We start from the raw sequence: 5,819 nt of genomic DNA on the forward strand, positions 1-5,819 counted from the left end.
CTAGGTTTTACATTTGCATCGTTATTTTAACTTATTCTAAATAAATGTGTAAATATATTTTGTTCCCGTCATTAGTATTGTTATTTTGTGCTACAAGTTTTGCACAAGATTCAAACAATTCTCAAGTAAATAATGATTTTTCAGAAAATCAAATTATGGTAAATGATACCGTAAAAAATAAAAAAGGACAAATCCTTGATGAAGTTTCGATTATTTCAAATCAACAAAAAATTCCTGCATCGCTAACAAGATCAGGAATAAAACCTATGGACTTACCACAAAGCATACAAGTGGTTGGTTCTGAAACTATAGGACAACAACAAAGCGTTCGATTAAGTGATGTTGTAAAAAACGTAAATGGTGTTTATGTAAGTTCTGCTCGTGGTGGTGCGCAAGAATCTTTTTACTCAAGAGGATACGATATGTCAGCCAACAATATGTTTAAAAACGGGTTTCGTTTTAATAGTGGATCTATTCCTGAAGTTTCTTCTTTAGAAAAAGTAGAAGTCCTAAAAGGAAGTGCAGCTTTGTTATACGGTAATGTTGCTCCAGGAGGAATTCTAAATATGGTTACTAAATCTCCATCATTTACAAAAGGAGGAGAAGTTGTTATGCAAATAGGAAGTTATTCTTTCTACAAACCATCGGTAGATATTTATGGTCCTTTAAGTAATGTTATTGCTTATAGATTTACAGGTTCTTACGAAAACTCTGAAAGTTTTAGAGATGTTGTAACAAAAGAACGTTACTATATTAATCCTTCCTTTCTTTTTAAAGTAAGTAAAAAAACAGAAATTACTTTACAAGGAGATTATTTAAATGACAATTGGACACCAGATTTTGGTACTGGAGTTATTAAAAAAGATATTGTAAACTTATCTCGTAATACATATTTAGGAGCTACTTGGTCTAACGGAAAAACAAAACAAGCTAGTGTTTCGGCATTGGTAAAGCATGATTTTAATAGCAATTGGAAATTAAATTTCAATACTTCGTTTCAAGATTATAGCAGAACTTCAAAAGGAACTGAACGTGTGGTGCCTTCGGAAGCTCCAGCAACTTATGGAAACTGGAATAGACCGCTTGGAGAAAATAAAAACCTAGAACAAATCACAAGCCAACAACTTAGTTTGCAAGGAACATTTCTTACAGATAGTGTAAAACATCAATTATTTACAGGTGTCGATTTTGAAAACGCACTTCTTGAATCAAATACATTTGTATTTAGTCCTACAACTTATGGCAGTGGTAATATTTTCGATTTTGATAATTTTAATCAAGGAGGAGCTATTCCAAATTCTACTAACACTAGAAGAGTAAATACAGAAACTAACCGTTTTGGAGTTTATGCACAAGATTTAGTGTCCATTACAGAAAAAATTAAAGTTTTAGCTGGATTGCGTTGGTCATGGCAAGAAGCCGAAGTTAATACTTACGACTTGGTTGCTAATACAGTAGTTGAAACTCCAAAGCGTAAAGACGTAGCATTTTCTCCAAAAGCAGGATTGGTATTTCAACCTACAAAAGACATTTCTTTGTTTGCTAGTTATGCCAACTCTTTTACACCAAACACAGGAAATACTGTTTTTAATGAGGCCATTAAACCTTCTGTTATAGATCAATTTGAAGTTGGTGTTAAAAAAGATTTTTGGAAAAATGTTTTAAGCACAAACATTACATTATATCAAATTACAAATAGTAATTTAGCACAAACTGCTGAATTTAAAGCGAATGGGTCAATTAATACCGATTCTAATATAAAAGTTTTAGGTGGAGGAACAAAAAGTAAAGGAGTTGAGATTGACGTTACTGCAAGACCAATAGAGGGCTTAAATATCATCGTTGGTTACAGCTACAACGATATGCGTTATACTAATACTTCGGGAACACACGGAAGTTTTGTTACAGGAGATCGTGTAGTAAGGACTCCAAAAAATACAGCTAATCTAAGCTTTTTCTATACTTTGCCTTCTGGGGTATTAAAAGGACTTTCTTTTGGAGCAATCGGAAACTATATTGGAAACCGTTTTGGCGGTTGGAATGATGACTATGTATGGACGCCAGTTACACCGGCAACAACACCCGCTACTTACGTTGTAACCATCAGAGACCGTGATATTCCATTAGAAGGCTACGCAACTGTTGATGCTTCTGTAGGTTACACTTGGAAACAATTCTCAGTATTATGTAAATTATCTAATGTAACTAATGAATTAAACTATACAGTTCACGAAAATTACAGTGTAAATCCAATAGCTCCACGTCAAGTAATGACAAGCATAAAATATAAATTCTAAAAAAATGAAACTAATAAAAGCAAGAAACTTACATCGAGATTTAGGTTATTTTTATATCGGATTAATTATTTCCTTTGCCTTTTCTGGCGTATTAATGAACCACAGAGAACATTGGCATCCCGAAAAATATACGACCGAAACTAAAGCGATTGAAGTGAAATTGCCTTTAGAAAGTGAAATTAACGAAAAATATGCTGAAAACTTAGGCAAAACATTAGGGATAGATGATAAAATGCGTCGTCATAATGTAAAAAAAGGAACTTTTAAAATCTCTTTTGAAAAGCATGATGTCGAAATTGATATGAAAACCGGAAAAGGCGAAATAGTATCATTTTTCAAAACACCATTTATAAGCCAAACGATGAAGTTGCATAAAACCGATTCTAACTGGTGGATTTATTATTCAGATATTTTCGGAATTTCATTAATAATTATCGCAATTACAGGAGCAATTATGATACCAGCAGGAAAATTTACTTTCAAGCGACGTGGTTGGAAACTGGCTTTGGCCGGTCTAATATTTCCTATTTTGATACTGATTTTCTTGAGTTAGATTTATATATTGTTAGTTAAAAAAAACGCATCATAATTTTTTATGATGCGTTTTTTTAGTATTAATATTTTTTTAAAACTACTATTTCACAGGAATGTTCTCTAAAATCTCTAATACAAATTTATAAAATTTCTGAGAAGATTTTATCGAAGCTCTTTCGTCTGGAGAGTGAGCACCATGAATAGTTGGTCCAAAAGAAATCATATCCATATCTGGATAATTTGTTCCTAGAATTCCACATTCTAATCCAGCATGACAAGCAACAACTTTTGGTTTTTGGTTGTTTTGTTTTTCGTAAATTTTAACTAATAAATCAAGAATTTCCGATTTTACATTAGGTGTCCAGCCTGGGTAAGAACCCGCAAGATTTACTTCGCAACCAAACAGTTCGTAAGCAGAACGCAAAGCATTTGCTAAATCAAACTTAGACGTTTCAACTGATGAACGTGTCAAATTTTGAATCGAAATTTCACCATCTTTTACAATGACACGAGCAATATTGTTTGAAGTTTCTACTAAATCTTCCATGTCAGCACTCATTCTGTAAACACCATTATGAGCAGCATAAATAGAACGAATTAGTCCTTCTTGTACGCCTAAATCCATTACATTACTAGGCAAATCGCTTTTTACAATTTCGATAGTAAGGTTTGGTTCGGTTGTTTTGAACTCAGTTTTAATATCATCAATAATTTCTTGCATATCAAACGCAAAAGCTTCGTCATACATTCCTGCAACGATCACTTTGGCAACACTTTCACGAGGAATTGCATTACGCAAACTTCCACCGTTTATTTCGGCAACTTGTAATCCAAAATTCTCAAATCCATCAAATAACAAACGATTCATTATTTTGTTTGCATTACCCAAACCTTTGTGAATATCCATTCCTGAATGTCCGCCATTCAAACCTTTTACAGTAATCATATAACCTACAGAACCTTCTGGAGTTTCTTCTTCGTTATAAGAACGAGTAGCAGTCACATCGATTCCACCTGCGCAACCTATGTCTATTTCGTCATCTTCTTCAGTATCCATATTCAAAAGAATATCACCACGAAGAATACCACCTTTTAGGTTTAAAGCACCAGTCATTCCAGTTTCTTCATCAATAGTAAATAAAGCTTCAATCGCTGGATGTTTGATAGTTTTGCTTTCTAAAATTGCCATAATCATAGCTACTCCAAGACCGTTATCGGCACCAAGCGTAGTTCCGCGAGCACGAACCCAGTCGCCATCTACATACATATCAATTCCTTGTTTGTCGAAATCGAAAACAGTATCACCATTTTTTTGGTGTACCATGTCTAAATGTCCTTGCAAAACTAATGCTTTATGGTTTTCCATTCCTGCAGTTGCTGGTTTTCGGATAATTACGTTGCGAATATCATCTTCAAAAGTTTCTAATCCTAAACTATTTCCAAAGTTTTTCATGAATTCGATTACTCGATCTTCTTTTTTAGAAGGACGAGGGACTGCATTTAAATCGGCAAATTTGTTCCAAAGGTCTTTTGGTTCAAGGTTTCTTATTTCTTGGCTCATTATTTTTTTAGTTTCAAAGTTTCAAAGGCGTAAAGTTACAAAGTTTATTTTCTTTGTAAATTGATTTGTGATTATATTTACGTTTTTAAAACATTTTTGTGAACAGAAAATACTTACTTCCGCTATTTCTATTAATTCAAATTATTGGATTGAAGCTACTTACTTTTTTTCCTGATTTTATCGAAAAAAATTACAGTAACGGAATATATCCAATAATCTCGAAATTTTCTCGTACTTGTTTGGGCTGGATTCCGTTTTCGTTTGGAGATGTTTTATATGGAATTTTAATTTTTTGGACGATTTATTGGTTTTGCAAAAACCGAAAAGAGAATTGGAAAAATAAAGCATTATCCGTTTTAGGTTTTGTTTCGGTTGCTTATTTTGTGTTTCATATTTTGTGGGCTTTCAATTATTATCGAGTACCACTTTTTGAAAAAATGAATATAAAAAGAGAATATTCAGATGAACAATTGCTCGATTTCACTGAAAAGTTAATAGTAAAAACCAACGAAATTCAATTTCAAATTACGAATGATACTGCAAAAAAAGTAACAACTATTTATAATCAAAATCAAATTTTTGACAAATCGATTGTTGCTTACGAGAAGTTGTTTAAAGAGTATTCATTTTTTACTTATGACGTTCCGAGTCAGAAGAAATCGTTGTTTAGTTATCCGTTAACTTACATGGGTTTTGGCGGTTATTTGAATCCGTTTACCAATGAAGCGCAAGTAAATGACATGATTCCGATGTATAATTTCCCAAGCACGGTTTGTCACGAAATGGCGCACCAAATGGGTTATGCCAGCGAAAGTGAGTGTAATTTTATTAGTTTTTTGACTTCTACAAAAGAAGAAGATTTATATTTTAAATATTCAGGTTACAGTTACGCTTTGCGTTATTGTTTGTTTAATTGGGAAGTTAGAAACCCTGAAATATTTGAAAAATTACTAAAAACCATCAATCCAGGAATTCTGAAAAACTACCAAGAAAGTCAAGATTTTTGGGAAAGCCACGAAACATTTATAGATACTGGGTTTAAGATTTTTTATGATAATTTCTTAAAACTAAACCAACAAAAAGACGGACTAGAAAGTTATAGTAAGTTTGTAGATTTGATGGTGAATTATTATGAGAAGAGAGAAATGTAGAGTTTTATTAAGATGCGTTATTTTAAAAATATTAAAAAGAAAGAATTAAATTAACTCATTTCCTTGCATTCTTTATCAAAAATACTATTGTAGATTTCGACTCTTTCATTAACATAAAAGTCAAAATTGATTTTATCGTTTCCTTCAAAATCAGAGTTTTGCTCACAATTTTCAACGAAACTTATTTTGAACTTTTTTTTCATTTCATCTAAACTTGTGAGGTTTGTAGCTAAGCGCAAAGTTTCATCGTAATAGAATTTAGCTTTTTGAGCAATT

5 protein-coding genes are annotated in these 5,819 nt (G+C 32.3%); 3 read left to right on the forward strand and 2 right to left on the reverse strand.

The window, feature by feature from the left end; all coding sequences use genetic code 11:
- Positions 1–44 precede the first annotated feature (44 nt).
- Both ACH2BG_RS11395 and ACH2BG_RS11400 read left to right on the forward strand, forming a co-directional pair.
- Positions 45–2,297, forward strand: coding sequence for a TonB-dependent siderophore receptor (locus ACH2BG_RS11395; RefSeq protein WP_395047816.1), 2,253 nt, complete (start codon positions 45–47; stop codon positions 2,295–2,297).
- A gap of 4 nt (positions 2,298–2,301) precedes the next feature.
- Positions 2,302–2,850: a PepSY-associated TM helix domain-containing protein gene (locus tag ACH2BG_RS11400; RefSeq protein WP_091473809.1), complete on the forward strand. Its 549-nt coding sequence runs from the start codon at positions 2,302–2,304 to the stop codon at positions 2,848–2,850.
- 81 nt (positions 2,851–2,931) lie between these two features.
- Here the strand turns inward: ACH2BG_RS11400 and ACH2BG_RS11405 are convergent, their stop codons facing one another.
- Positions 2,932–4,392, reverse strand: coding sequence for an aminoacyl-histidine dipeptidase (locus ACH2BG_RS11405; RefSeq protein WP_395047817.1), 1,461 nt, complete (start codon positions 4,390–4,392; stop codon positions 2,932–2,934).
- 98 nt (positions 4,393–4,490) lie between these two features.
- Here ACH2BG_RS11405 and ACH2BG_RS11410 point away from each other — a divergent pair, with 98 nt between their 5' ends.
- Positions 4,491–5,543, forward strand: coding sequence for a DUF3810 domain-containing protein (locus tag ACH2BG_RS11410; protein WP_395047818.1), 1,053 nt, complete (start codon positions 4,491–4,493; stop codon positions 5,541–5,543).
- Positions 5,544–5,593: 50 nt separating this feature from the next.
- Here ACH2BG_RS11410 and ACH2BG_RS11415 read toward each other — a convergent pair.
- A partial coding sequence (locus ACH2BG_RS11415; RefSeq protein ID WP_395047819.1) for a hypothetical protein occupies positions 5,594–5,819 on the reverse strand: 226 nt, incomplete at its 5' end.

The sequence above is a fragment of the Flavobacterium sp. genome, from assembly GCF_043779715.1.
Classification (GTDB): domain Bacteria; phylum Bacteroidota; class Bacteroidia; order Flavobacteriales; family Flavobacteriaceae; genus Flavobacterium.